Source organism: Streptomyces sp. NPDC050560 (genome assembly GCF_044457285.1).
GTDB lineage: Bacteria > Actinomycetota > Actinomycetes > Streptomycetales > Streptomycetaceae > Streptomyces.
Map to the genome: position 1 here is coordinate 495,392 of NZ_JBITGT010000005.1, position 23,520 is coordinate 518,911.

Genomic DNA, 23,520 nt, shown 5'->3' on the forward strand with positions numbered 1-23,520 from the left:
CCGGACCGCCGCGCGGGCGCCGCCGCAGGAACGGCACCACGGAGGCGGTATGAGCATGGGGGACGCGGGCGCGGCACAGCGGCGGGGGCAGTGGCTGCGCCCCATGCGGGGCCGCGCGCCCGACGAGGAGCACCGCGCCAGCACCCCGCTGGAACTCCTCTTCGACCTCTGCTTCGTGGTCGCGGTCTCCCAGGCCGCGGCCGAGCTTGCCCACACCCTCGCCGACGGCCGCACGGGACCTGGCGTCCTCGGCTACGCCATGGTGTTCTTCGCCATCTGGTGGGCGTGGATGAACTTCACCTGGTTCGCCTCCGCCTACGACACCGACGACGTCGCCTATCGCGTTCTGACGCTCCTTCAGATGGCGGGCGTGCTCGTGCTCGCCGCCGGTGTCTCCGACGCGTTCGGGGACTACGACTTCCGTGTCGTCACCGCCGGTTACGTGGTCATGCGGCTCGCCATGGTCACCCAGTGGCTGCGCGCCGCGGCCCAGGACCCGCGGCGCCGCGGCGCCGACACCCGCTACGCGATCGGCGTCGCGGTCGTCCAGGCGGGCTGGGTGCTGCGGCTGCTGCTGCCGCACCCGTACGACTACGCGGGCTTCGGCGTGCTGGTGGTCGCGGAGGTGTGTGTGCCGCTGTGGGCCGAGTCGCGGCGCGAGGCCACACCCTGGCACGCGGGACACATCGCCGAGCGGTACGGCCTGTTCACCATCATCGTGCTCGGCGAGGTCATCCTCGCCACCACCACCGGCATCCACTCGGCCCTCACCGAGCACGGGGTGTCCGCAGAGCTGCTGCTGATCGCCGCCGGTGGGCTGCTGCTCGTCTTCTCCCTCTGGTGGACGTACTTCAGCGGCGCCGAGCCCGAACTCCCCGCGCTGCGCACCGCGTTGTCCTGGGGCTACGGCCACTACCTCGTCTTCGCCTCGGGCGCGGCGCTCGGCGCGGGCCTCGACGTCGCGGTGGAGACCGCGGAGCACCGCGACCATCTCGCCGACACCACCGCGGCGTTCGCGGTGGCCGTCCCGGTGGCGGTGCACCTCGCCGTGCTCGCGCTCCTGCACCGGCTCGGCCGTATGCGCGCCACCGCGCACCTCCTCGTCGTCACGGCGGGCGCCGTCGCCGTCCTCGTCCTCGCCTCCCTCGCGGGCCAACTCGGCCTCGACTGGGCCATCCTGGGGATGGGCCTCGCCGCGGCCGCCACGGTGGCGGGGAACGTGGCACTGGGACACCGGCCGGTCGCGGGACGGGCGGGGTAGGGCGCCGCGGGCGGGGCGACGGGGGAGCAGGCGGGCTTTCGCGGCACTCCTGGCAGCGGTTGACGCGTGTGTCTAGTACCGGTTGACGCGCGCGTCGCGGCGGACCCCCGCGTCCAGTACCCGGGCCGGTACCTGCGCGGAGACCGTTGGCGCGGCGCGTCGGTCCTTCTCGGACGGCGCGTCGGCCCCTCCCGGAATGAAGCCTTCATCCCGGGGCATCTGCATCACCGTTCGACGAGTGCTCAGGCGGTGTCCGGTCCCGGGCACGACACTCCGACGAGACGCGCCGTGCGGTCCACGGTGCTGCGGAAGGCGGTCATCATGGCGCAGCAGGACATCCGGTACCCCCAGCAGAATGACATGCCCATGCGGAGGAGTAATGGGCTCGCCATCGCGGCCCTGGTGCTGGGCATCCTGGCCTGCGTGCTCTTCTGGACGGTGGCCGGGGGCATCGTCCTCGGCCTGCTCGCCCTGGTCTTCGGCGTCATCGGGGCCCGCAGGGCCCGTGGCGGCACCGCGCCCCACCGCGGCAAGGCCATCGCCGGAGCGATCCTCGGCGTCCTCGGCCTCATCGTGTCCTCGGTGATCCTCGCGGCGGGCATCTCCATCTTCAACTCGGACGAGTTCCACGACTACAACGACTGCATGAAGCACGCCAACAGCCAGTCCGACAAGGACCACTGCGCGAAGGAATTCAAGAACGACCTGAACGACAAGTGACGGACGGCGGCGCGGCCGCAGCCGTGGCCATGGCGCTGCGGCCGCGGCAGTAGCCGCCCCGCGGTCGCGCTTGCGGTCGCGGCGCGTGGCCGGGACCCGTCCGGCGTTCATACGGCCGGCCCTGAGGCCGGCACCCCGAGGTCTCCGGCGCTGCCGAGGCCGTTGGCATCCCCCGGGCCCTCGGCATTCCCCAGGGCCTCGATGGACTCGAAGTCCCGGTGTTCCAGGCATAGTTCACCCGCCGCCAGGTTCTCGCGGAGATGGCCGGGGCTGGTGGTGCCCGGCACCGGCAGCATCGCGGGGGAGCGCGCCAGCAGCCACGCAAGTGCCACCTGCGACACGGTCGCCCCGAGCCGGGCCGCGACCGGCTCCAGCACACCGCGCACCTCGGCGGGACCCCCGGTGTCCGTGGGCGCCCCGGGCCGCGAGAGCGACACCGGCTGCCACGGCGAGAACACCGCGCCCGCCTCCTCCGCCGCCGCCAGCAGTGCGGTCTGGCGCCGGTCCACCACGTTGAAGTGCGCGGTGACCGCCGCGACATCCACGATCCGCCGGGCCGCCCCGAACTGCTCCACGGTCACGTTGGAGAGCCCCACCTCCCCGATCACCCCCTCGTCCCGCAGCTCCGCAAGCACCCCGACCTGGTCCTCGAACGAGGCGTCGCGCGCATAACCGCTATGCAGGTAGTACAGGTCGATCCGGTCCACCCCCAGCCGCCGCGCGCTCATCCTGGCGCTCTGCCGCAGATACGCGGGGTTGCCCACCGCGCCGATCGTCTCCAGCGGGCGCCCGCCGCGCACCAGACCACCCTTGGTGGCGACCACCACATGCTCCGGGTAGGGGTGCAGCGCCTCGCGGATCAGCAGCTCGTTGCTGTGCGGCCCGTACACGTCGGCGGTGTCGACGAGGGCCGCGCCCTCCTCGACCGCCTGCCGCAGCAGCGCGATCCCGCCCGCGCGGTCCTCGTAGGTGCCCCAGAGACCGGGCCCGGTCAGCCGCATCGCCCCGAACCCGACACGCCCCGCGAGCACCTTCCCGCCGAGGGCGGGGCCACCACGCCCCCGGTCGCGCACACCGCGTCCCATCACACCCACCTTCCGTAGTCCCGTCCCCCGGTCCACCCCCACCGTCGCCCGGCGCACCGGGCGCGTACCAGGGAGCGCCCTGCCTATGCGGACCAGTACCAGGCACGAGGGGCCCGCCGGGCGGACACTGGAACCATGGACGACCGACCCGACACCCGCCCGGGTCCCCGGGGCGGCCACCGCGGCAGCGCTCTGGGTGCCTTCCTGCGCGCCCGCCGCGGCGCGCTCGACCCGCGCGGGGCCGGTCTGCCCGACGACGGCAGGCCCCGCCGGGTCCCCGGCCTGCGCCGCGAGGAACTGGCCCAGCTCGCCCACGTCAGCACGGACTACGTGGTACGCCTGGAACAGGGCAGGGCCCACCGGGTGTCACCCCCGGTGCTGAACGCGCTCGCCGACGCCCTGCGTCTGGCCCCCGACGAGCGCACGTACCTTTTCACGGTGGCCGACGTGCCCCAGCTGGCCCCCGCCGGGCGCCCCGCCCCGCAGCGCGTCGACTCCCGGCTGCGCCTCCTGCTCGACGGCATGCACGACATCCCGGCACTCGTCCTCGGCCGCCGCACCGACGTCCTCGCCTGGAACCGCGCGGCGGTCGCCCTGCTCACCGACTTCGCGGCGGTGCCACCGGGGCGGCGCAACCTCTACCGCATGACGTTCCTCGACGACACCTACCGCTCCTTGTACGCGGACTGGCCGCACGCCGCCCGCGACTGCGTCGCCATGCTCCGCATGGAGGCGGGCCGCCACCCCGACGACCCGGAACTGGCCGCCCTGATCGACGAACTCCGCCGCGCCGACCGCGACTTCGCCACCTGGTGGGAGAGCCACCGGGTGAGCGGCCCCCGACAGCTCACCAAGACCTACCTCCACCCCGTCGCGGGCCCCCTCACCCTGGACGTCCAACAACTCACGGTGGACACCTCCCCCGACCAACTCCTGGTCGCCTACACGGCCCCTCCCGACACCCCGTCGTGGGAGGCCCTGCACTTCCTGCTCCGGTGGTCACCATCGTCGACAAGTTGACGTCCCCGGGCGGGGGAGTGGCTGTCAACTGCCGCAGGGCAGCCGGGTCTTCCAGGCTTGGGCATAGGAGGCGACGAAGCGCCGCATCTTCTCGCCCATGTCGCCGTCGGCGCGTGGCGCGTTGACGTAGACGGAGAAGGCGCCGGACTTCTGTTTGGTGTTGGCGCAGGGGAAGGCGGTGGTGGCGCCGTCTTCCCAGTAGACGTAGCGGCCGTGGTCGGTGGAGGGGGCGCCGTACTGCAAATGATCGACGGCGGAGTCCTTGGCCGTGAAACCGGCGGGCCTCCAGGTTCCTTCGATGCCGATCTGTACTTTGTTGTCGATATGGATGTCGCAGTAGAGGTGCTGGGGGATATCTCCCGTCGAGGCCGGCCGCGGGTCGATCTCGTCCCCGCCAGGGAGTACATCCTCGACGATGTGTTCGTCGAGGACGGGGACTCCGCAGAGTGACTTCGGGATCTGGTAGTTGCGTTCTTTGCCGCCGCACGCCCCGAGCAGTGCTACGAGGAGGGTGGCCCCGACAGCGGCAGCGCCCAGCCGGCGCACGTGGTCCCCGGTCACTTGGCATCCCCGCCGTTCACCGCGTTCACACCCGAGTTGAATCCCGCACTCGCCCCGGACACGGCGGAGTCCTGGAAGTCGCTGACACTGGCGTCGCTGAACCTGTCCCCGGCTGCTGTTTCCACGATGCTGCGGGTGGAAGCGATGACCGCGTTCCGACCGCCGTGATACTCCTCCGATGACTCTCTGGCGGCATCGTCGGCCGAATCGGCCGCCACACTCTTGAGAATGCTCTCTTCGAGGTCCTCCTTGGCCCAGCCGATGGAGGGCCCGAGGATCGGAACCTTCTCCGCGCCCTTGTCGATCCCCATGCCGAGGAGGCGGTCCGCCCACTTCATCTTGTCGGCCGCCGCGTCATTGAAGGCGGAGTCGGCCGCGGCGTGGTGTGCCACCACCGCGTCGGAACGTGCCTGGCTCATGATGCCAGCGATCATCCCTCCGGGCTCGACACCGTTTCGTAGCCGCTCGCTGGGGTCCACTCGTGTCTCGCTCGGGTCGTTCAAGACGTGATCGACAATGTTCGCGGTGTAAGCCTGCTGGGCACTTGTGATTGACGCGTAAGCGTGGGGGTCCTGCCCGACTTCCCCCAGGAATGCCGTGGCTCTTTCCGGATTGATCTCGACCTGCTCACCGAAGGAGGGGAAATGATCCGCTGTTCCTCCCACCACGCCGCGCTGAAAATCACCCATGTACTCAGCCGTGATATCCCCGAGACTCTCGCGCATGCCCCACAATGGGCCACTGCCTTCGTCGTCCGCGCCGCTCTTGAGATCGTGCCGGATCAGTTCCGGATGTTCGCCGAACTTGTCGACCAACTGCCCTACGAGGGCGGCCTGCTGCGTTCCGTGCATGATTGCCGGCCCGCTGTCGTCGTCATAAGCCCGTCCGGTCGTGGCCGCCTCCAGCGCATGCCCCAGCGCGGTCGGCCCGAACTGGTGGTCGGTGAAGGACTTTTCGCCGTTGGCCGCGGGGAACGGCTCGTTGTTGTCGGTCGACCACTTGAAGTTCTCGTCCGTGAAGTGGTTGAGATAATTCCTGTAACCGACCTTGCCATCCTCGATCTCCGAACCGTTGTCGTCATACGGCGTCGGCTCATCGTGGAAGAACGCCGTCGCGGCCGCGGGACTATGCCCCAACCCCTCCAACACCCCGCTCAGCGGGTCCTGCCCCTTCCCCAGTTTCCCGCTGGGATTGAACCCGTACGCGTCACTGCCCCCGACCTCCCGGTTGATGTCGAACATGTCGGGATGCCTGTCATGGAGTTGGGTGATGTGTTCCGCGACGGGGTTGATGAAACGGGCGTCATAGTCGCCGTAGCGCAGCATGCCGCCCAGCACCTGGTACCCCAGCGGCTTGTACATCTGCCCGTCCACCCACGCGATCTGCCGGGTGCCGAGCCGACGGAACTGCGCTCCCCAACTGTCCGAAAGATGCTCCCGGTTGTCGGGATCAGTCGCCGTCGCCAACGTCATACCCATATTCCGCTGGAGCTGTCTCGCCAGGTCAAGCCGCGTCTTGCCGGCATTGTCGGCCGTGCCGTCCGTCGCCATCTCCGCGTAGAACTCAAGCGTCTTGCGGGGCCCGCCGAGCCCCTTGAAGAAATCGGTGGCGAACTCGCCGTCCCTGGCGCCGCCGTTGTACTTCAGCAGCCGGTTCAGCTCACGGAACTGCGCGTCTGTCATCTTGTCGCCCCTATTGGCGAGTTCGATAGCGCGTTCCGCCTGGGCGTCGTTCAGCGAACCGTACTCGTGGTGGCCCGCGTTGTACGCGTCCTTGCCATGGATGCGGCCGAGTGCCAGCTTCACCGACTGGTCGATGTCCTCGGCCTGCCCGACCTTTGACGTGATCTGGGCGGCGTAGTGCTCGGTCTGCTTCTCCAGGTCCTCCTTGGCGGGCTCCCCGGGGGCGGCGTACTGGGTCACTGTGACGGTGGTGTCGCCGTTGTCCTTGACGACCAGGCCCCTGCCCTCGGCCTCGTGCACGAGGGACGTCACGCTCTTCTGGAGCGTCACCAGCTCGCGGTGGGCGTCGTCGAGCACGTCGAAGACGCTCTTCGCCTCGCCGTGCAGGTCCCGGAACTCCTTCGCCGTCCTGGCGACGAACCCCCGCGTCACTCCCGCGTTCACCCCGGCCCACTTCGCCGAGTCCGCCTTGGCCTTGAGGCCGTCCCTGGCGCTGTCCGCCAGGGTGGAGAGGTGGTCGACCGCCGTCTTCCAGTCGCCCACCGCCGTCCCCAGCGGGCCGAGATCGACGTCCATCAGGTCCCGGTAGGAAAGCGGCATCCTCGTCCCTCTCCTACTTGAACAGGTCGTTCAGTTTCGACGTCGGCGTGTCCGGCAGGCTCGCCGCGATATGGGTGTCGTCCTTCGTGTGCAACTTGGCGCTGTAGTCGAGATGGTTGGAGATGTCCGCGCACGCCTGGAGCACGGCCTTCACCTGCTTCGTCCAGTACTCGACGGTGGTGCCCATCGCGGGCCCCATCGCGAAGTGCTGCTTCTTCAGCGCCGCGGCGGCGCGCGCCGTGGACCCCTCGCCGCCCTTCTCCGCGCCCGCTCCCGCGATGTCGGCCTGTTTGCGCAGATGGTCGTGGAGGACGAACGCCTCGTGGCCCACGGCCCCCAGGTCGTCCTGGTGCACGACGAGATCGCCGTCGCCGTCGCCCTGGTCGCCCGGGTACTGGTTGAGGCGGGTGTGCGCGGTGCGCCGGTCCGCCGCCCGGCCCTTCAGCTCTTCCCACTCGTCCCAGCCCATCGCGACGCCTTCCCTGAGCCCCACATCCACGCGGTCGGGCCGATATGATCCCATGAGAAGCAAACCGGAATGCCTGTTTCGGTCAATCGAAACCGGCGAACGGCCTCCCGGTGCGCCGCCTGGAGCGGTCGCCCTCCCCGGCCCTCGTCAAACTCTCCCCAGCTCCCCGTCCGCCCTGTTGACACCCCGAGGGCGACCGCTGGACCATCACGGAGGTCGAGAGAGCGCTCTCACAACGCTCCGACGACTGGCGGGAGTTCCGGCCTCCCGCCGCACCACGCGTCACACCCGTACGGCCCGCCCCACCCGTCCGCGACGAGGCGGACCGGGGCGGCGGGCCCACAACCGAAGACTTCGAGAATTCGAGAGGTACCCCTCATGAGGGCCACCCGATCAGGGTCTCTCCGGCGTCCCAGACGCCTTCGGCGGTCGCCCGGAGCCGCCGTCATCCTCGCGCTCGCGCTGCTGGCGTCGGCGTGCTTCTCCCTCGCCTCGGCCTCCGCCGCCTCCCTCGGGAGCGCGGCGGCCTGCGCCACCACCACCGCGGCGGTCGGCAAGGCCGCCACCGCCTCCTCCGTACAGGACCCCGCCTTCCCCGCGTCGGCCGCCTTCGACGGCGACACCGGCACCCGCTGGTCGAGCGGGGCCGCCGACCCCCAGTGGCTCCAGGTCGACCTCGGGGGCCCCACCGCCCTCTGCGGCGCCGAGCTGACGTGGGAGGCCGCGTACGCGAAGGCGTACCAGATCCAGGTCTCCGACAACGGCTCCGACTGGCGCGACGTGTACTCCACCACCAGCGGCGCGGGCGGCACAGAGAGCCTCTCCTTCGACGCGACCGCCCGCTACGTGCGCCTCTACGGCACCGCGCGCGCCACCGAGTTCGGCTACTCGCTGTGGGAGTTCTCGCTGCGCACCGAGGGCGGCTCCGACGACCCGCCGCCGGACGGCGGCGACGGCGACTGCCCCTGGGTGGGCTCCACCGCCCCGGTCGCCGAGCGCGTACAGCAGGTCATGAGCCACATGACCAACGCGCAGAAGGTGTCCATCCTGCACGGCAACAACAACGCCTCGCCCTACATCGGCAACATCGACGGCATCCCGTCGCTCTGCATCCCCGGCATCGGCCTCCAGGACGGCCCGCACGGCGTCGGCGACGGCCTCGGCGGCGTCACCCAGATGCCCAGCGGCAACCTGAACGGCGCCACCTTCGACGAGGGCCTGATGGAGCAGTACGGCGCCGCCATCGGCGAGGAGTTCGCGGGGAAGGGCGCCCAGGTCGCGCTCGGCCCCACGGTGAACCTCGTGCGCGACCCGCGCTGGGGCCGCTCCTTCGAGTCGTACGGCGAGGACCCGTACCTGAACGGCCGGATGGGCGCCGCCGACATCCGCGGCATCCAGAGCGCCGGGGTGATGGCCGAGGTCAAGCACCTGGCCGCGTACAACATCGAGCACCCGGACGGCACCGTCGTGGTGGACGAGCGCACGCTCCAGGAGATGTACCTGCCCGCGTTCCAGACGGCGGCCGAGGACGGCGCGGTGGCGGCGGCGATGTGCGCGTACAGCGTCGTGAACTCCGTCCCCGCCTGCCAGAACCCGGACCTCATGAACAAGGGCCTGTACGAGCAGGCCGGCTTCGGCGGCTTCGTCACCAGCGACTGGGGCGGCACCCACGCCACCGAGGACTCCGCGAACGCGGGCCTGACGGTGGAGATGCCCAACGGCTACTTCTTCGCGGACTTCCTCGCGCAGGCCGTCGAGAAGGGCACCGTGAGCCAGGCCACGCTGGACACGATGGCGAGCCGACTGCTGACCCAGTACTTCGCGTTCGGCCTCTTCGACAAGGAGCCCACCGGCGACCGGGACGCCACGGTCACCACGCCGGAACACGTCGCCGTCGCGCTCAAGGGCGCCGAGGAGGGCACCGTCCTGCTGAAGAACGACGGCATCCTGCCGCTGTCCGCCGACACCACCAAGTCCATCGCCGTGATCGGCGTCGACGGCGGCGCCGGGGTGCAGACCATCGGCGGCGGCAGCGCCACGGTCACCAGCTCAGGCACGGTCTGGCCGATCACCGGCATCGAGAACCGGGTCAAGGGCACCGACACCACCGTCACCTACAACGACGCCACCGACCTCGGCTCCGCGGTCGACCTCGCGCGCGGCTCCGACGTGGCGATCGTCTTCGCCAGCGACAACTACGGCAACGAGGAGCACGACAGCGACACCCTCGACCTGCCGAACAACCAGAACGAGATGATCAGCCAGGTCGCCGCGGCCAACCCGAGGACCGTGGTCGTCCTCAACAACAACTCCGCGATCAACATGCCCTGGCTCGACTCGGTCGCGGGCGTCTTCGAGGGCTTCTACCCAGGACAGCAGATCGGCACCGCCATGGCGGAACTGATCTTCGGCGACGTCAATCCGTCCGGCAAGCTCCCGGTCACCTTCCCGAAGTCGCTGCGCGACGTGCCCGCCAACACCCCCGCGCGCTGGCCGGGCACCGGCGGCGAGGTCGACTACAGCGAGGGGCTCGACGTCGGGTACCGCTGGTACGACGCGCAGGACATCGCGCCGCTCTACCCGTTCGGATACGGCCTGTCGTACACCACCTTCGGCTATAGCGACCTGGATGTCGGCGCCCTGTCGGGCGGCACCGCCAAGGTCACCGCGACCGTGCGGAACACCGGCTCACGGGCCGGTACGGACGTCGCCCAGTTGTACGTGGCGGCCCCCGCGTCCGACGGCGAGCCCCCGCACCAACTCCGGGGCTATCAGCGGGTCACACTCGATCCCGGGCAGTCGAAAACCGTCACGTTCACACTCACCGCGAAGGATCTCGCTCACTGGGATACGGGCAGCCACGGCTGGACCACCACCCCCGGCTCCTATCAGATCCTCGTCGGCGACTCCTCCCGCGACCTGCCGCTGACCGGCACCCTCCAGGCGGCGTCCGGGGCCGCCGCCAAGGCCGCCGCCCCGGCGCAACAGGGGCCGCGGGGCATGAGCAGCCCGCACGGCAAGCGCGTCGACTGGTCGCTCGACGGCGGCGCGGCCACGTACACGGCGTCGGACCTGCCGCCCGGCATCGCCCTCAGCGACAAGGGCCGCTTCACCGGCGCCGCGACCCGCACCGGTACGTGGACGGTCACCGTCACCGCACGGGGCGGGCCCGCGGGCGCCTCGGGCTCGACCCGGTCGTTCGTGTGGACGGTCACCTGAGGGAGTGCACGCTCGCCCGAGCAAGGGCGGTCGCCTGGAAAGCGGACGACCGGTCAAGGAAAGGAAGCTGAAGTGGCCACGGTCTGACCACGGTTGATCAGGCCGGGCCCCGGACAGGATGCCCCCGTCGCCAGGGTCGGGGGCATCCGTCCGTCATGGCCGCAGGGGGCGGCGCCGGGGCCGCAGTGGCCCGCACGCGCGCGTGCCGGGCGTCGGCGTCACACGTGTACGGCCCGCGCCCCGCGCCACCGCCCCCGCGGCGGCCGTCAGAGCCCGTTGTACGAACCCCCGTTGACGTGCAGCACCTGGCCGGTGACGTGCCCGGCCCCGGGGGAGGCGAGGAAGCAGACGGCGGCGGCGATGTCGTCGGGGCTGCCCGCGCGGCCGTTCGCGGACCGGCTCACCAGGGACTGCCGCCAGTCGTCCGTCATCAGCCCGCGGAAGAACTCGGTGTCTTCCACCAACCCGGGCGAGACCACGTTCGCCGTGATGCCGCGGGGGCCGAGCCGCCGGGCCAGGCCGACGTTCCAGGACTCGACGGCCGCCTTCATCGCGCCGTACGCCCCCTCGCCGTTGCGGCTGCCGAGCGAGCTGAGGCTGACCACCCGGGCGCCGTCGCCGAGCCGGGGCTCCAGCGCCTCCGTGACCAGCACCGTCGTCATCAGGTTCAGATCCATGTCCGCGTACCAGGCGTCACGCACCGCGCGCAGATCCCCCGGCTCGGGCGCGGGCCGGTCCAGCGCCGCCGCCCCGCCCGCGTTGTTCACCAGCACGTCCACCCGCTCCGGCAGCCGCCCGAGCGCCTCGGCCACCGCCTCGGGCGACGCCGCGTCGAACGCCACAGGGCGCACCGCGCCTGGCAGGTCGGCCGCGGTCTTCTCCAGCACCTCCCGGCGCCTGCCCGCGACCACCACCTCGGCGCCCTCGGCGGCCAGCCGCCGTGCCACCTCCCGGCCGATGCCGGTCCCCCCACCCGTCACCACTGCGGTACGCGCCACGTCTCTCCTCCGTCAGACCGCACGGAAGCCGGACCCCTTCGGCCCGCCCTCTCCGCTCTCCGCCTCTCCGGTACCTCTCCGTCGACGATACGCAACGCAGCGCTACCGGCGCGTCCCGTCGTCAACCCGGGGCCGGGTCATCACCCTTGGGGCTGATACGGGGCCGGTGCGCGGCCGCGGCGCGGAGGGCCGGGGCAGCGGTGCGGCGACCGCTCCGGCCAGGCACTTCGGTGCTTTCCCCGGCGTCTCTTCCCCGGCCCACGGCCGTATCTGGCCGGAACCTCAAGCGGACCTGGCCCGGTCGCTCAGGAGGGGGTGTCACATTGCGGTGGTGGGCGAGGAGCCAGGCCGATCCCCGGTCGCGGCCCGACCCCGCGGAGGCCCCGCACAGGCGGCCTCCCGTGCGGCGCGCTGCCCGTGGCACGCCGCACAGGACCGGGAAGAGCCACGGGTGCAACGGGGAAACGGGGACGGGGACATCGGGATGACAGTCATGCAGGAGGGCGCCGCTGGCCAGGAGCTGGCCTTCGAGCGTCCCGTCGAGCGTTCGCTGGTACACAGGCGCGCGGTGACCGAGGTGTACGTCACCGACACGCGGCCCGTCAGCGGCATCCGCTTCGCGGTCGCCGCCCAACTGCCGCGCAGCCACCGCTACTTCACCGACCACACCGGATACGCCGCGCCGGACCGCCTGGACCGCGGCGGCAGGACGGCCCCTGCGGGGGCCACGGGGGCGGCCGGGCCCGCGGAGACCACAGGACCCGACGGCGACGGTGGCGGCCGCCCGGCCGCCGCCCGTACCACGGCCACCGCGGGCGGCTCCGCGGCGCCCGCGGACGGCTTCGCCGCCGATCCGCTCCTTCTCACCGAGTGCTGCCGCCAGGCCGCCACCACGGTCGCGCACCGCTACCTCGGCGTGCCACCGGACACGGCGTTCCTGGTGACACGCTGGACGGCCCGGTTCACCGCCGCCGCCCCGCAGCCGCCCGGCGGAGGACCGGACGAGCTGACGCTGCTGGTCGGCGCCACCGACCTCAGGGAGCGCGGCGGGCGCCTGGAGTCCGCCACCCTCGACGTGGACCTGGCGCTGAACGGCACCCCGGCGGGCCACGCCACCATCGGCGCCGCCTACATGCCCTCCGGGCGCTATGCCGCGCTGCGCGCCCTGCGCCGCACCACACCGCCGCCGCTCACCAGCGCGCTGCCGCCCCGCGCCGGGGGCACCGTGGCGGCGCCGGGAGCGGTGGGCCGGAGCCTCCCGGAGAACGTCGTGCTGACCGACGCCACCCCGACACCGGACGGCGCCACGGCCAGGCTCGACGTCCCGGCGGGCCACCCCGCCATCTACGACCACCCGCTCGACCACGTACCGGCGATGGGGCTGATCGAGGCGGCCAGGCAGGCCGCCCTGTACACGGCGAGCCGCGGCGAGCGCGCGCTGCTGCCCCAAGTGGCGGGCTTCGACGCCGAGTTCGGGCGGTTCGCCGAGCTGGACGCCCCCACCACGGTCACCGCACGGCGCCGTGGCCCCGTCGCGGGGCCCCCGGCGGGACACACCGTCGCGGTGGACTTCCGCCAACTCGACACCGTGATCTGCGCGATCACGGTCACCCTCGCCGACACCGGCCACCGCCCCGGCACCCGTGACGGCGCCGAGGCCCGCCGGGGAGCACGCCGATGAGGCTGACCCGGCAGCTCTCGTTGCTCGCCGGGGCCTGGCTGCCACCGGACAGGGACACCGCGGACCTGGCGGTCGCCTCCGGACGGCTGAGCGCCGCGACCGCCCGCGACCTCGGTTACACCGAGCTGCCCGTCTCCGCCGGCACCGCGCCGCCCGGCATGGCCGTGCGCGCCGCCCGCGCTCTCCTGGACCGCGGCGGCGTCCCCGCCGAGGCGCTGTCGCTCCTGCTGCACGCCAGCGTGCACCACCAGGGCCACGACGCCTGGTCGGCGCCGCACCACATCGCCGACCGGCTCGGCGCCCACCGCGCGACCCCTGTCGGCGTGCTCCAGCAGTGCAACGGCGGCGCCGTCGGCATCGAGCTTGCCGCGGCCCGCCTCCAGGGCGACCCCGCCGCGGGGCCCGCCCTTGTCACCACCGCGGACCGGTTCCTGCTGCCCAGTTGGGACCGCTGGCTCACCGACTACGGCATGGCGGCGGGCGACGGCGCCACGGCCGTCCTGGTCCACCACCACCGCGGCCTCCCGGCCGACCTGCTGCTCCACGCCGTCCACACCGAGGCCGCGTCCGAGCTTGAGGTGATGCACCGCGGCGACGACGAGCTGGACGCCGCCCCGCTCGGCCACGGCTCCATGATCGACGTGCGGCGCACCAAGCGCGCCTTCGTGCGCGAGTTCGGCATCGAGCGGTTCACCAAGACGGCGCACGACCGCATCCGCGCCGTCGTGGCCCGCGCGCTCGCCGACGCGGGACTCGCGCCCGACGATCCACGGCTGCGGTACGCGGTACTGCCGCGGCTCGGCGCCAAGGCCATGCGGGAGGCGTACGTGCCACCGCTCGTCGAGTCCACCCCCGCCGAACTGCTCGACCTCGGCAGGGAGAGCGGCCACCTGGGCGCAGGCGACCTGAACGCCTCCCTGGCCGACCTCGTCTCCCGGCACCTGCTGGAGCCCGGCGAACACGCCCTCGTACTCAACGGCGGCGGCGGCTTCACCTTCACCGCCGTGGTCGTGGCCGCCCCCACCACCCGCTGACCCGGCGCCCCGCGACGCGCAGGGGCGGCCATCAGCACGGCGGCCTCGCACCGCCGCACCCGGGCGCCCCGGGCCGACGCCCGCACCCGGCACCGGGGGTCCGGCCCGGCGGAGGCGACACCCACCGGCGCCGTACCCGGGCACGCCTCGCACACATGCCGCCGTACCCGACCGGCCGCCGTACGAACGCCCGACCGGCCACGGCACGCCGCACGGCCGCCCCCATCCCACGCACGCCCCACCCACCACGCCACCACACGACCCCACCCACCCGCATGACCAATCCACCCGCACAACGAATCGACCACACCCCCAAGGGAGTCACGACATGCCCGTTCAGGACCGCTTCTACCAGCTTCTCGACCGCATCGGTGTCCCCACGGACGCCCTCCTCCCCGGCGCCACCTTCGAGTCCCTCGACTTCGACTCGCTGGCGCTGATCGAGCTGGGCGTCGCCATCCAGAAGGAGTTCGGCGTGATCGTCGAGGAGAGCGAACTCACCCCGGAGCGCACGCTCGGCGACATCGTCGCGCTGCTCGGCACACAGAGCGCCGCGGCCTGATGGCCCCGGGGCGCCGCACGCGGTTCGACGTCGCGGTCACCGGGCTCGGCCTGGTGACCCCGGCGGGGACCGGCGTGGAGAAGAACGTGAAACGCGTGTGGGCGGGGGAGTCCGCCGCGGCCAGGACGGACGAACTGTCCGGCACGGCCGTCGACTTCTCCTGCCGGGTCGAGGACGTCGATCCGGCGGCCGCCCTGGGCCGCAGGGCCGCCCTGCGCATGGACCGGGTCAGCGCCCTCGGGGTGATCGCGGCCCGCCAGGCCGTCGCCGACGCGGGCCTGGACAGCACGGAGTGGGACGGCGCACGGGTGGGCGTGGTCATCGGCACCTCCTTCGGGGGCTCGGCCACCTTCGAGCGCGAGCACCGCACCTGCCTCGACGAGGGGCCCGCGCTGGTCTCGCCCACCCTGATGGTGATGGCGCCGGTCAACATGACGGCCGGGTACATCGCCATGGACTGCCGCGCCCTCGGCCCCAACCAGGTGGTGTCCACGGCCTGCGCCTCCGGCACCACCGCCGTCGGCTTCGGACGCCAGCTCCTGGAGTCCGGCATGTGCGACGTGGTGCTCGCCGGAGGCAGCGAGGCCGCCCTCACCCGCACCGGGATGGCAAGCCTCCACAAGATGGGGGCGCTCTCCCGCCGCGGCGACGACCCGGCACGCGCCTCACGCCCCTTCGACCTGCACAGGGACGGCTTCGTCGCGGGCGAGGGCGCCGGGGTGCTCGTCCTGGAGCGGATGGCGGACGCCGCCGCCCGGGGCGCCCGCGTCCGGGCCCGCGTCAGCGGCTTCGGCGCCTCCGCCGACGGCCACCACCCCTCCGCGCCCGACCCCGCGGGCGGCGGCGCCGAGCGGGCGGTGCGCGCCGCACTCGCCGACGCCCTGACCACGCCGGGCGACATCGGACACATCAACGCGCACGGCACCTCCACCCCGCTCGGCGACATCGCGGAGGCGCGCATGATCCGGCGCGTCTACGGCGCACACCCCGCGGTGACCTCCACCAAGGGCGCCATCGGACACCTCATCGGCGCCGCCGGAGCCGTCGAGGCCGCCTACACCGTGCTCGCCGTCGAGCGCGGCGAGATCCCGCCCACCGCCAACCTCACCCGCCAGGACCCGGACATCGAGGCCGACATCGTCACGGCGGCGCCACGCCGCGCCCCGCTGCGCGCCGCGGCCTCCCACTCCTTCGGCTTCGGCGGGCAGAACGCCGTGATCGTGGTGACCGCCGCATGAGACGCTCCGCACTCGTCGTCGGCGGCAACCGCGGCATCGGCCTCGCCGCGGCCCGCGCCCTGCACACCGCGGGGCACCGCGTCACCGTCACCCACCGCTCGGGGCCACCGCCCCCCGACCTCACCGCCGTCCCCTGCGACATCACGGAACCCGAGGCGGTGCGGCGGGCGTTCGCCGACGTCGAGGCCGCCCAGGGCCATGTGGAGATCCTCGTCGTCAGCGCGGGCATCACCCGCGACGGACTGCTGCCGGGGCTGCGCGACCAGGACGTGGACGACGTCCTCGCGACCAACCTCCGCGGCGCCATCCGGGTCGTGAAGCACGCCGCCCGCTGCATGCTCGGCGCCCGCTGGGGCCGCCTCCTGCTCATCTCCTCCGCCGTCGCACTCCAGGGCTCGCCAGGACAGACCCACTACGCCGCCTCCAAGGCCGCCCTGATCGGCCTCGCCCGCTCCCTCGCCTGGGAACTGGGCTCCCGCGGCATCACCGCCAACGTCATCAGCCCCGGCCTGATCGACACCGACATGACCAGCACCCTCACCGAACGGCGGCGCGCCGACTACCTGCGCTCCACCCCGCTGGGCCGCCCCGGCACCCCCGACGAGGTCGCCGCCGCCGTGCGCTTCCTCGCCTCCGAGGACGCCGCGTACATCACCGGGGCCGTCCTCCCGGTCAGCGGCGGACTCGGCATGGGGCACTGACACCCGGCCGCGCGACGGCCGCACAGAAAGGCACACCACCATGCCCGTCGGCTTTCTGGCGCTCGGCTCCCACCTGCCCGAGCGGATCGTCACCAACCACGACATCGCCTCGTGGACCGGCGCCACCCCCGCGTGGATCGAGGAGCGCACCGGAGTGCGGGAGCGGCGCTACGCGTCGCCCGGCACCACCACCTCCGACATGGCCGCGCTCGCCGCCGCCGAGGCGCTGTCCACCCCCGGCGTCTGCCGGGAGCGGCTCGCCGCGCTCATCGTCGCCACCTGCACACCCGACTCGCCCCAGCCGTCCACCGCCGCCGTCGCCCAGCACCGCCTCGGCCTGCCCGGCGTCCCCGCCTTCGACGTCAACGCCGTGTGCAGCGGCTTCCTCTACGGGGTCGCGGTCGCCGAGGGGCTGCTCGGCGGCCGGATGCGCGGCGAACAGGTGCTTGTCGTGGGCGCCGACATGTTCTCCACCGTCATGGACCGCACCGACCGCAGGACCGTCAGCCTCTTCGGCGACGGAGCGGGCGCCACCGTCCTCGGCGAGGTCCCCGAGGGCTACGGCATCGGCGCCATACGGCTCGTCACCGACGGCGCCCTGCACCACCTCGTCGGCGTCGAGGCGGGCGGCACCCGCACCCCGCTCGACGCCGCGGCCCGCGAGTCCGGCGCGCACCTCTTCCACATGGACGGCCGCGCGGTGCGCGACTACGCCCTCGCCACCCTCGACAAGGTCGTCGGCCAGACCCTCGGCGACACCGGACTCGGTCTCGACGACATCGACCGCTTTGTCTTCCACCAGGCCAACACCCGCCTCCTGCAAGCCTTCGCCAAGGACGCGGGAGTGCCCCGGGGCCGCCTGGTGCTCACCGCGCCCCTGATGGGGAACACCGCCGCCGCCTCGGTGCCCCTCACCCTCCACGCCACCCACCGCGAACGCCCCCTCGCACGGGGCGAGCGCATCCTGCTCGCCGCCGTCGGCGGCGGCATGACCGCCGGAGCCATGCTCCTGACCTGGTACTAGGCCCGGCCATAGGCCCGGCCACCGACCGGGGCCGCACGAAGGACACCACGATGGGACGACTCGACCACACCGTCGCGCTGATCACCGGAGGCACCCGCGGCCTCGGCCGCGCGATCGCCGAAAGCTACCTCGCCGAGGGCGCCACCGTGATGTGCGCCGCCCGCGGCCCCCACGACATCGGGGAACTCACCGACGAACACCCCGGCCGCCTCGCCTACCGGCGCGCCGACATCACCGACGAGGACGACGTACGGAGGCTGGTGGCCGCCACCGTCGACACCTTCGGCTCCCTCGACGTCCTGGTCTCCAACGCCGGGGTCAGCAGGGACGGCAAGATCGCCGGGCTCTCCCTCGACGACTGGCACAGCACCGTGTCGACCAACCTCACCGGCACCTTCCTGTGCACCCGCGCCGCCATCGGGCCGATGACCGCCCAGGGCGGCGGCCGCATCGTCAACGTCTCCTCCTGCCTCGCCACCCGCACCGCCGCGGGCGCCGCCGCGTACAGCGCGAGCAAGGCCGCGGTCGAGATGTTCAGCAGGACCTCCGCCGTCGAACTCGCCCCCCGCGGCATCACCGTGAACTGCCTCGCCCCCGGCTACATCGACGAGGGCATGGGCCGCCAGGTCGCCGCCACACCCCGGGCCTGGGACACCTACCGGCGCCGCCTCCTCGCGGGGCGCCTCGGCACCCCCGCGGAACTCGGCGCCGCCGCCGTCTTCCTGGCCTGCGCCGACAGCGCGTACGTCAACGGCCATGTGCTGGAGGTCAACGGCGGCCTCCTGTGGGCCGCGTAACGCGCAACCGCCCCCGCGCCCGGCCGCCGACGCCCGCCGCACGCCCCCGAGCACCCACCACGCCCCCCGGACCTCCACGCGCCCCCCACCACAGCCGCGCGCCCCCGCGTCCGCCGGGCGCCCGCCCCCCGCCGCACCCCGTGAAGCCCAAGCGACACAAGGAGACACCACCCATGAGCGACACCACCGCCGCGCGGCCCGTCGTGGCGTTCTTCGACGCCGACGAGACCCTGACCGCGATGAAGGGCCTCTTCGAGCTGCTGCGCCACCACATCGCGGCGTCCGACCCCGAGCCGGCCTCGTACGATCGCCGGGTGGAGCCGCTGCGCCGGTTCGCCGCCGCGGGCGGGAGCGCCGCCGAGGTGAACGCGAAGTACTTCGCACTCCTCGCCGGCACCCCGTTCGACCAGGTGATGGCGGAGGGCCGGGACTGGTTCGGCAAGCTCCGTGCCGGGGGCGTGCCGTACATCGACGCGACGGTGCGGGCGCTGCGCGCCCACCAGGAGGCCGGGCACCTCACCGTCGTGGTGTCGGGCTCCTGGCTGCCCTGCCTCCAGCCGGTCGCCGACGACCTCGGCATCGACCGGGTGCTGTGCACCAGGCCCGAGACCGACGCCGAGGGCCGGCTCACGGGACGCGTGGCGCACGCCATGTTCGGCGCCCACAAGGCCGCGGCGGCGTTCACGACGATGGCGGCACACCGCGCAGCGCCCGAGGACTGCTACGCGTACGCCGACGACGCGGGCGACCTCGACCTGCTCGGCGCCGTCGGCAACGCCGCGGTGGTGGGGGAGAACCCCGCCGTCCTCGCCGTCGCCCGCGAGCGCCGCTGGCCCGAGCTGTCCGCGGCCCCCGTCGCGGGCACCCGGCGGCTGCACGCCTGACAGAACCATCCACCAGGCCACCCCAGAAGCGGAGCCCCCCTTGTCCCCCACCCCAGCGCAAGGCCCGGCGGGCCGCCGCGCACGCGGCAACCCGAAGGCCACCCTGACCGCCGCCTGTGTCGCGGGGCCGCTGATGACCCTCGTGGTCACGGCGCCCTCCGTGGCGGTCCCCGACATCAGCGCCGACCTGCACAGCGGGCTGCCCGCCGCCCAGTGGGTCGTCGACGGCTACATGCTCACCGCCTCCAGCTCGATGGCGGGGATGGGCTCGCTCGCCGACCGGGTCGGCCACCGCCGCGTCTTCATCGCGGGCCTCGCGTTCTTCGCGGTGTGCATGGCCGTCGCGGGCCTCGCCGGGGACATCGTGCTGCTCAACGTGGCGCGCGCCGCCGCGGGTTTCGGCGGCGGCGCCTCGCTCGCCAGCGTCACCGCCATGCTCGCCCGCGCCTACGACGGCCCCGGGCGGGCCAGGGCGTTCGGCATGTTCGGCACCTTCTTCGGCGCCGGGCTCGCTTTCGGACCCATGGTCGGCGGCCTGCTGGTGGGGCTCTCGGGATGGCGCGGGGTGTTCCTCACCATGGCGGTGCTCGCCGCGCTCGTCGTCCCCGTCGCCCCGCTGCTGCCCGCCCCCGTGCCCGTGGCGGACAGCCGCTTCGACTGGCCCGGCACCGCGGCGTTCAGCCTCGCCGTCGCGCTGTTCGTCCTCGCGCTCGTGGAGGGCTCGGGGCGCGGGTGGACGAACACCCTGGTACTGGGCTCGCTCGCCGGGAGCGTCCTGCTCGTCGTGCTGTTCGCGTTCATCGAACGGCGGGCCGCGGAGCCCATGTTCGACCTGCGGCTCTTCCTCGAACCGAAGTTCGCGGCGATCTGCCTGGTGCCCGTGGTCCTCGCGTTCAGCTTCGTCGCCCTCGTCATCGTCCTGCCGCCATACTTCAGCGGCGTCGACGGCATGTCGCCCGCCCGCATCGGCGCCGTCCTGCTGCTGCTCACTGGGCCCTCGCTGCTGGTGCCCGTGCTGGTCGGCTCCGCCGGCTCGCGCATCGGCACCAGGACCCTGTTCGTGGCGCTGCTGACACTCTCCGCAGCGGGCGCCGCCTGGCTGACGGTGCTGCGCCCCGGCGCCCCCGTCACCACCCTCGCCGGGCCGCTGCTGTGCATCGGCGTCGGATACGGCCTCGCCCTCGGGGTGCTCGACAACGCCTCCGTGTCCACCGTGGAGCCGGAGCGCATGGGCATGGCGGCGGGCATGTTCAGCACCGTCAGGCTCACCTCCGACGTGGTCGCGATGGCAGGACTCGGCGCCCTGGTCGCGGGCTTCACCGGCCGCAGCCTCGCGCACCACGCGGAGACCGCCGCCCACCCGGCCGGGGTGGACACGCTCACCTCCCGGCTGCTCCAGGGCGATCTTGCGGGCGCCGCCCGGGGACTGCCGCCCGGCGCCGACGTGGACGCGTTCACCCACGCCGCGGCGGCGGCCTACACCAGCGGACTGCACGCCACGCTGTGGATCGTCGCCGCAGGCTGCGCGCTCAGCGCCCTGCTCACCGGGCTGCTCCTCACCGGCCGCCGGCCGGAGGCCGCCGGGGCGCCCGCGGCTGTGGACGGCGGCGGCAAGGACGCGGTCGGCGCCACCACCGACGGCGGCTGACCCCGCCCGGGTCGCCGCCCGCCCAGGACCACAAGCCAAGGAGTCGGCCATGACAAGCGCCCCGCCCACCTGCTTCGGACCCGTCGAGATCCTCGCGCCCTTCCGCGACGAGCAACTCATCGCCCGTATGGGCATCACCCTCACCTCGTACGGCCCCGACCTGGTGGAGGGCACCATGCCCGTCACCGGGAACCGCCAGCCCGTCGGGCTGCTGCACGGCGGCGCCAGCGCGGTGTTCGCGGAGACCCTGGGCTCCCTGGCCGCATGGCTGCACGCGGGCGGCGACCGGATCGCGCTCGGCCTCGAACTGTCCTGCACCCACCACCGCGCGGTGCGCTCGGGGCTCGTCACCGGCGTCTGCCGCCCGCTGCACGTGGGCCGCAGTTGTGCGAGCTATGGCGTCGACATCATGGACGAGGGCCGCCGTCTCGTCTGCACGGCCCGTCTGACCTGCACCTTCACCGGGCCGGGACGGCGCAGGTGAGGGCCGCCGCGGCACGCTGTGCGATAGTGCACGCATGCGGAACTCACCGGGCGTCGACACCGGCGCCCAGGACGCCGCCGACACCGGCCCCGAGGCCCTGGGCCATGCGCTCAGGCGGGCCGAACTCGCCCTGGTCGGCCGCAAACGCGGGGCCCTGCGGGCGTTCGACCTGACCGTCCCGCAGTACGACACCCTCACCCTGCTCTCCCGCGCCGACGGCATGTCCGCCGCGCAACTCGCCCGCGCCTGCCTCGTCACCCCGCAGACCATGGCCACCGTCCTGTCCAATCTGGAGGACAAGGGACTCGTCGAGCGGCGCCCGTCGCCCCTCCACCAGAAGGTGCTCGTCACCTGTGTCACCGAGGAGGGGCGCGCGGTCGCCGCCCGCGGCCGTACCGCGGTCGCCGGCGTGATGGACCGGCTCACCGGAGGCTTCAGCGCCGCGGAGACCGCCGAGTTCCGCCGCCTCCTCGACCGCGCCGCCGACCTGCTGGAACCCTCCGACGACTGAGCCCGCCCCCGGCCCGTCGCCCCTCTCCCGCCGCGGACGCATCGATACGCACAAACATCCCCCCTCGAACGGGTGCGCAGAATTCATCAACCGGAAGAGTGCTGCCCACTTCATCCGAAACGAGATCTTTATATACGCGTCTGCTAGGGTTGTTCAGTGAATTAGAAGCCAGGCGCACAGCAGTCGGGGGACCGGGGGGTCGGGCGTGACGCATTCCGCGTCGATTTTTTTCCAGCCCTCAGATTCCACGCTTTTCATACAAGAGCCCTGGCTTCCGCAGTGGAAGTGCCGACGCCCATAGCGCGGCGCGGATGTGTCCGCGTCACGGGCCAGTCGGCCAGTTCAACGGGGGTTCCACTCAGCAGGACGCCCGGTCCTCGCGACCGGGGCTCCGCGCCGGGTACCCGATGAACATTTTCGACTGCCTTGGCCAATTCCTGTTGCGTGGGGGATGCAATGGATATCAGGATTCTTGGTCCACTGTCTTTAAAAGACGCTGTGGACAAAGTGGCGATCGCACCCAAACCAAGGGTGGTTCTCGCCGTTCTGGCAAGCATGGCGAATTCGGCCGTGGCGACCTCGGCCCTGGTACGGGAACTCTGGGCGGAGGAACCGCCGCAGAGCGCGACGGCGACCGTGCAGACCTATGTGAGCCAGCTCCGCCGCTCCCTTGCGGAGGCGCTCGGCGACCGTGCCGCGGCGGGCGCGGCGGAGCTGATCGTCGGCGAGGGCGGCGGCTACCGGCTGAGCACCCGATGGCTCAGGATCGACCTGGCCGAATACCGACGGCTCGACCGGCTCGGCACCGAGGCCGTCGAGTCCGGTGACTTCACCGCGGGCGCCGACCTCCTGCACGAGGCGCTGGCTCTGTGGACGGGGGCGCCGTTCGCCAACGTCGAGGCGGGCCCGCTGATCCAGTCGCAGATCCTCCAACTGGAGGAGCGGCGGCTGCACACCACGGAGCGGCGCATCACCGCCGATCTGTGCCTCGGCCGGCACCAGCGCCTGGTGGGCGAACTGCGGCATCTGGTCACCCAGCATCCGCTGCACGAAACCCTCCATGGCCATCTGATGTTCGCGCTGTACCGCTGCGGCCGGCGCGCGGAGGCGCTGGCCGCGCTGCGGACCCTGCGGGAGCGCCTGGTGGAGGAGCTGGGCCTGGAGCCGACCCCCCGTCTGCTCCGTCTCCAGCAGGCGATCCTGACGGCGGACCCGGCGCTCGACTCGCCGTCGCCCGACTGGTTCGGCCTCACCGGGGTGCCCGACAGGGCCGGGCTGCGCCGGGCCGCCGTGGGGGAGGGCTGAGCATCTGCCCCGGGGCGCCGCGGGGCGGCCCCGGGG

General features: G+C 72.8%; 21 protein-coding genes. 16 read left to right on the forward strand and 5 right to left on the reverse strand.

The window, feature by feature from the left end; genetic code table 11:
• Window positions 1-55 precede the first annotated feature (55 nt).
• Together ACIBIW_RS14390 and ACIBIW_RS14395 are read left to right on the forward strand one after the other, a co-directional pair.
• The gene (locus ACIBIW_RS14390; RefSeq protein WP_399335867.1) at window positions 56-1,261 is read left to right on the forward strand and encodes a low temperature requirement protein A; all 1,206 of its coding nucleotides are present in this window, start codon (window positions 56-58) and stop codon (window positions 1,259-1,261) included.
• A gap of 321 nt (window positions 1,262-1,582) precedes the next feature.
• Window positions 1,583-1,981, forward strand: a complete 399-nt coding sequence (locus ACIBIW_RS14395) for a DUF4190 domain-containing protein (RefSeq protein WP_399335691.1) — start codon at window positions 1,583-1,585, stop codon at window positions 1,979-1,981.
• Between the two features lie 107 nt (window positions 1,982-2,088).
• Here the strand turns inward: ACIBIW_RS14395 and ACIBIW_RS14400 are convergent, their stop codons facing one another.
• Entirely contained in the window at window positions 2,089-3,066 is a 978-nt protein-coding gene (locus ACIBIW_RS14400) for an aldo/keto reductase (protein ID WP_399335693.1), read from the reverse strand.
• A gap of 135 nt (window positions 3,067-3,201) precedes the next feature.
• Here ACIBIW_RS14400 and ACIBIW_RS14405 point away from each other — a divergent pair, with 135 nt between their 5' ends.
• Window positions 3,202-4,086, forward strand: a complete 885-nt coding sequence (locus ACIBIW_RS14405) for a helix-turn-helix transcriptional regulator (protein ID WP_399335695.1) — start codon at window positions 3,202-3,204, stop codon at window positions 4,084-4,086.
• Window positions 4,087-4,110: 24 nt separating this feature from the next.
• Here ACIBIW_RS14405 and ACIBIW_RS14410 read toward each other — a convergent pair whose 3' ends face one another.
• The 3 genes from ACIBIW_RS14410 to ACIBIW_RS14420 are packed head-to-tail and all read right to left on the reverse strand — an operon-like array spanning window position 4,111 to window position 7,398.
• A complete protein-coding gene (locus ACIBIW_RS14410) occupies window positions 4,111-4,647 on the reverse strand; it encodes a hypothetical protein (RefSeq protein WP_399335697.1) in 537 nt (178 codons plus the stop codon).
• On the reverse strand, window positions 4,644-6,929 hold the full coding sequence (locus tag ACIBIW_RS14415; protein ID WP_399335699.1) for a hypothetical protein: 2,286 nt from the start codon (window positions 6,927-6,929) through the stop codon (window positions 4,644-4,646). Before ACIBIW_RS14415 ends, ACIBIW_RS14410 begins: the two co-directional genes overlap by 4 nt.
• 13 nt (window positions 6,930-6,942) lie before the next feature.
• Window positions 6,943-7,398: a hypothetical protein gene (locus ACIBIW_RS14420; RefSeq protein ID WP_399335869.1), complete on the reverse strand. Its 456-nt coding sequence runs from the start codon at window positions 7,396-7,398 to the stop codon at window positions 6,943-6,945.
• A gap of 378 nt (window positions 7,399-7,776) precedes the next feature.
• On the opposite strand from ACIBIW_RS14420, the gene ACIBIW_RS14425 reads away from it, so the two are divergent.
• Window positions 7,777-10,617, forward strand: a complete 2,841-nt coding sequence (locus ACIBIW_RS14425; RefSeq protein WP_399335701.1) for a glycoside hydrolase family 3 C-terminal domain-containing protein — start codon at window positions 7,777-7,779, stop codon at window positions 10,615-10,617.
• Between the two features lie 266 nt (window positions 10,618-10,883).
• On the opposite strand, the gene ACIBIW_RS14430 is transcribed toward ACIBIW_RS14425, so the two are convergent.
• Window positions 10,884-11,615, reverse strand: a complete 732-nt coding sequence (locus ACIBIW_RS14430) for an SDR family NAD(P)-dependent oxidoreductase (protein ID WP_399335703.1) — start codon at window positions 11,613-11,615, stop codon at window positions 10,884-10,886.
• 484 nt (window positions 11,616-12,099) lie between these two features.
• Between ACIBIW_RS14430 and ACIBIW_RS14435 the strand changes: the two genes are divergently transcribed.
• The 12 genes from ACIBIW_RS14435 to ACIBIW_RS14490 all read left to right on the forward strand — a co-directional run bounded on the left by ACIBIW_RS14435 (window position 12,100) and on the right by ACIBIW_RS14490 (window position 23,484).
• Window positions 12,100-13,296, forward strand: a complete 1,197-nt coding sequence (locus ACIBIW_RS14435) for an AfsA-related hotdog domain-containing protein (protein WP_399335706.1) — start codon at window positions 12,100-12,102, stop codon at window positions 13,294-13,296.
• Window positions 13,293-14,330, forward strand: a complete 1,038-nt coding sequence (locus ACIBIW_RS14440) for a ketoacyl-ACP synthase III family protein (protein ID WP_399335708.1) — start codon at window positions 13,293-13,295, stop codon at window positions 14,328-14,330. The genes ACIBIW_RS14435 and ACIBIW_RS14440 overlap by 4 nt, the downstream gene beginning before the upstream one ends.
• Before the next feature lie 328 nt (window positions 14,331-14,658).
• A complete protein-coding gene (locus ACIBIW_RS14445; protein ID WP_399335710.1) occupies window positions 14,659-14,892 on the forward strand; it encodes an acyl carrier protein in 234 nt (77 codons plus the stop codon).
• Complete coding sequence (locus tag ACIBIW_RS14450) at window positions 14,892-16,130, forward strand: beta-ketoacyl-[acyl-carrier-protein] synthase family protein (protein WP_399335712.1); 1,239 nt, start codon at window positions 14,892-14,894, stop codon at window positions 16,128-16,130. The genes ACIBIW_RS14445 and ACIBIW_RS14450 overlap by 1 nt, the downstream gene beginning before the upstream one ends.
• Entirely contained in the window at window positions 16,127-16,831 is a 705-nt protein-coding gene (locus tag ACIBIW_RS14455; RefSeq protein WP_399335714.1) for an SDR family oxidoreductase, read from the forward strand. Before ACIBIW_RS14450 ends, ACIBIW_RS14455 begins: the two co-directional genes overlap by 4 nt.
• A gap of 40 nt (window positions 16,832-16,871) precedes the next feature.
• Window positions 16,872-17,855 (forward strand): 3-oxoacyl-ACP synthase III family protein, encoded by a 984-nt coding sequence (locus ACIBIW_RS14460; protein WP_399335716.1) that lies wholly within the window; start codon window positions 16,872-16,874, stop codon window positions 17,853-17,855.
• A gap of 50 nt (window positions 17,856-17,905) precedes the next feature.
• Entirely contained in the window at window positions 17,906-18,652 is a 747-nt protein-coding gene (locus tag ACIBIW_RS14465) for an SDR family NAD(P)-dependent oxidoreductase (RefSeq protein WP_399335718.1), read from the forward strand.
• A 173-nt stretch (window positions 18,653-18,825) separates the two neighbouring features.
• On the forward strand, window positions 18,826-19,536 hold the full coding sequence (locus tag ACIBIW_RS14470; RefSeq protein ID WP_399335720.1) for an HAD family hydrolase: 711 nt from the start codon (window positions 18,826-18,828) through the stop codon (window positions 19,534-19,536).
• Between the two features lie 40 nt (window positions 19,537-19,576).
• On the forward strand, window positions 19,577-21,184 hold the full coding sequence (locus ACIBIW_RS14475; protein WP_399335723.1) for an MFS transporter: 1,608 nt from the start codon (window positions 19,577-19,579) through the stop codon (window positions 21,182-21,184).
• Window positions 21,185-21,233: 49 nt separating this feature from the next.
• Window positions 21,234-21,668 carry a hotdog fold thioesterase gene (locus ACIBIW_RS14480; RefSeq protein ID WP_399335725.1) on the forward strand — a complete coding sequence of 145 codons (435 nt, stop codon included), beginning with the start codon at window positions 21,234-21,236 and terminating at the stop codon, window positions 21,666-21,668.
• 34 nt (window positions 21,669-21,702) lie between these two features.
• Complete coding sequence (locus ACIBIW_RS14485; RefSeq protein ID WP_399335727.1) at window positions 21,703-22,179, forward strand: MarR family winged helix-turn-helix transcriptional regulator; 477 nt, start codon at window positions 21,703-21,705, stop codon at window positions 22,177-22,179.
• A gap of 456 nt (window positions 22,180-22,635) precedes the next feature.
• A complete protein-coding gene (locus ACIBIW_RS14490; RefSeq protein WP_399335729.1) occupies window positions 22,636-23,484 on the forward strand; it encodes a BTAD domain-containing putative transcriptional regulator in 849 nt (282 codons plus the stop codon).
• Window positions 23,485-23,520: the final 36 nt, after the last annotated feature.

Coding starts and splice junctions, on each gene's coding strand:
- ACIBIW_RS14415 (WP_399335699.1), bottom strand. CDS start 6,929: ATGCCGCTTTCCTACCGGGACCTGATGGACGTCGATCTCGGCCCGCTG.
- ACIBIW_RS14435 (WP_399335706.1), top strand. CDS start 12,100: ATGACAGTCATGCAGGAGGGCGCCGCTGGCCAGGAGCTGGCCTTCGAG.
- ACIBIW_RS14480 (WP_399335725.1), top strand. CDS start 21,234: ATGACAAGCGCCCCGCCCACCTGCTTCGGACCCGTCGAGATCCTCGCG.
- ACIBIW_RS14390 (WP_399335867.1), top strand. CDS start 56: ATGGGGGACGCGGGCGCGGCACAGCGGCGGGGGCAGTGGCTGCGCCCC.
- ACIBIW_RS14405 (WP_399335695.1), top strand. CDS start 3,202: ATGGACGACCGACCCGACACCCGCCCGGGTCCCCGGGGCGGCCACCGC.
- ACIBIW_RS14465 (WP_399335718.1), top strand. CDS start 17,906: ATGGGACGACTCGACCACACCGTCGCGCTGATCACCGGAGGCACCCGC.
- ACIBIW_RS14425 (WP_399335701.1), top strand. CDS start 7,777: ATGAGGGCCACCCGATCAGGGTCTCTCCGGCGTCCCAGACGCCTTCGG.
- ACIBIW_RS14400 (WP_399335693.1), bottom strand. CDS start 3,066: ATGGGACGCGGTGTGCGCGACCGGGGGCGTGGTGGCCCCGCCCTCGGC.
- ACIBIW_RS14440 (WP_399335708.1), top strand. CDS start 13,293: ATGAGGCTGACCCGGCAGCTCTCGTTGCTCGCCGGGGCCTGGCTGCCA.
- ACIBIW_RS14470 (WP_399335720.1), top strand. CDS start 18,826: ATGAGCGACACCACCGCCGCGCGGCCCGTCGTGGCGTTCTTCGACGCC.
- ACIBIW_RS14460 (WP_399335716.1), top strand. CDS start 16,872: ATGCCCGTCGGCTTTCTGGCGCTCGGCTCCCACCTGCCCGAGCGGATC.
- ACIBIW_RS14450 (WP_399335712.1), top strand. CDS start 14,892: ATGGCCCCGGGGCGCCGCACGCGGTTCGACGTCGCGGTCACCGGGCTC.
- ACIBIW_RS14420 (WP_399335869.1), bottom strand. CDS start 7,398: ATGGGCTGGGACGAGTGGGAAGAGCTGAAGGGCCGGGCGGCGGACCGG.
- ACIBIW_RS14395 (WP_399335691.1), top strand. CDS start 1,583: ATGGCGCAGCAGGACATCCGGTACCCCCAGCAGAATGACATGCCCATG.
- ACIBIW_RS14445 (WP_399335710.1), top strand. CDS start 14,659: ATGCCCGTTCAGGACCGCTTCTACCAGCTTCTCGACCGCATCGGTGTC.
- ACIBIW_RS14485 (WP_399335727.1), top strand. CDS start 21,703: ATGCGGAACTCACCGGGCGTCGACACCGGCGCCCAGGACGCCGCCGAC.
- ACIBIW_RS14455 (WP_399335714.1), top strand. CDS start 16,127: ATGAGACGCTCCGCACTCGTCGTCGGCGGCAACCGCGGCATCGGCCTC.
- ACIBIW_RS14490 (WP_399335729.1), top strand. CDS start 22,636: ATGGATATCAGGATTCTTGGTCCACTGTCTTTAAAAGACGCTGTGGAC.